The sequence below is a fragment of the Micromonospora endophytica genome (genome assembly GCF_003236305.1).
Taxonomy (GTDB): domain Bacteria; phylum Actinomycetota; class Actinomycetes; order Mycobacteriales; family Micromonosporaceae; genus Micromonospora; species Micromonospora endophytica.
The window spans coordinates 1-1,013 of sequence record NZ_POTX01000488.1 but is presented as its reverse complement, the minus strand read 5'-3'; the positions used below and the strand labels follow the sequence as shown (position 1 = coordinate 1,013).

The following is a 1,013-nucleotide window of genomic DNA, read 5'->3' as shown; positions in this document are numbered from 1 at the left end:
GCCCACGCCGCCGCACTGGTCTGCGGGTACGGACTCCTCGCCGCCATCCTGCTGATGCCCACCACCCGCTTCGGCTACCTGCTGTACCCGATCGCGTTCCTGCTCTGGGCACCCCCACTGCACATCCGGCGGATCCGGCAACCGGCAGGCGAAGACGCCCCACCCGGCGTAGACCTGAAGGCATGACCGTTTACCGCGACCGAGCCGAGGCGGGCCGCGCCCTCGCCGACCGGCTGACCGCCCTGATCGGCGAACCCGGGGTCGTCGTACTCGGCCTGGTGCGCGGTGGCGTGCCAGTGGCCCGGGTCGTCGCCGAACGACTCGGTGTGCCACTGGACGTGCTGGTGGTCCGCAAGCTCGGCATGCCGATGGCCCCGGAGGTGGCCTTCGGAGCACTCGGCCCCGGCGGCGTACGCGTCCTCAACGACACAGTGGCCCGCCAGGTCGACAGCGCCGACATCGCCGAGGTCCAGCACCGCGAGCAGGCCGAGCTGGACCGGCGCGAGCGGATCTACCGGGCCGGCCGCCCCCCGCTGGACCTCACCGACCGCGTCGCCGTCATCGTCGACGACGGACTGGCCACCGGAGCGACCGCCCGCGCGGCCGTCCAGGTCGCCCGCCAACTCGGTGCCCGCCGCGTCGTGGTCGCCGTCCCGGTCGGCTCCGAGCAGGCGTACGAGATGCTCGCCGCCGACGCCGACCAGGTGATCTGCGCCCAGCGGCCCCCCACCTTCGGCGCGGTCGGAGCCTACTACGACGACTTCCACGAGGTCTCCGACGAGGAGGTGACGGCCGCGCTGACGGCTGCCGGATGACCCGACCAGGTACCTTCGGGTAATGAGCCTGACCTGTCCCAAGTGTCACGGAGAAATGCGCCAGTACGAGCGCAGCGGCGTCGTCATCGACCAGTGCGGCGAATGCCGGGGCATCTTCCTCGACCGCGGTGAGTTGGAGAAGCTGTTCGAGGCGGAGGCCAACTGGAACGCACAGCAGACGCCCCCCGCCCCTCAGCG

The 1,013-nt window shown here is 71.7% G+C and carries 2 protein-coding genes and 1 pseudogene; all 3 read left to right on the top strand.

What is annotated here, in order from left to right:
- Nucleotides 1-186: pseudogene (locus C1I93_RS30690) on the top strand (hypothetical protein); the annotation flags it as partial.
- Nucleotides 183-815 carry a phosphoribosyltransferase gene (locus C1I93_RS30685; protein WP_111246710.1) on the top strand — a complete coding sequence of 211 codons (633 nt, stop codon included), beginning with the start codon at nucleotides 183-185 and terminating at the stop codon, nucleotides 813-815. The pseudogene C1I93_RS30690 and the gene C1I93_RS30685, both read left to right, overlap by 4 nt.
- A 22-nt stretch (nucleotides 816-837) precedes the next feature.
- The coding region (locus C1I93_RS30680; RefSeq protein ID WP_181445395.1) for a TFIIB-type zinc ribbon-containing protein at nucleotides 838-1,013 on the top strand (176 nt) is incomplete at its 3' end.

What these genes read in the sequence shown, in the direction of transcription:
- C1I93_RS30685 (WP_111246710.1), top strand. Translation starts at nt 183, where the DNA reads ATGACCGTTTACCGCGACCGAGCCGAGGCGGGCCGCGCCCTCGCCGAC.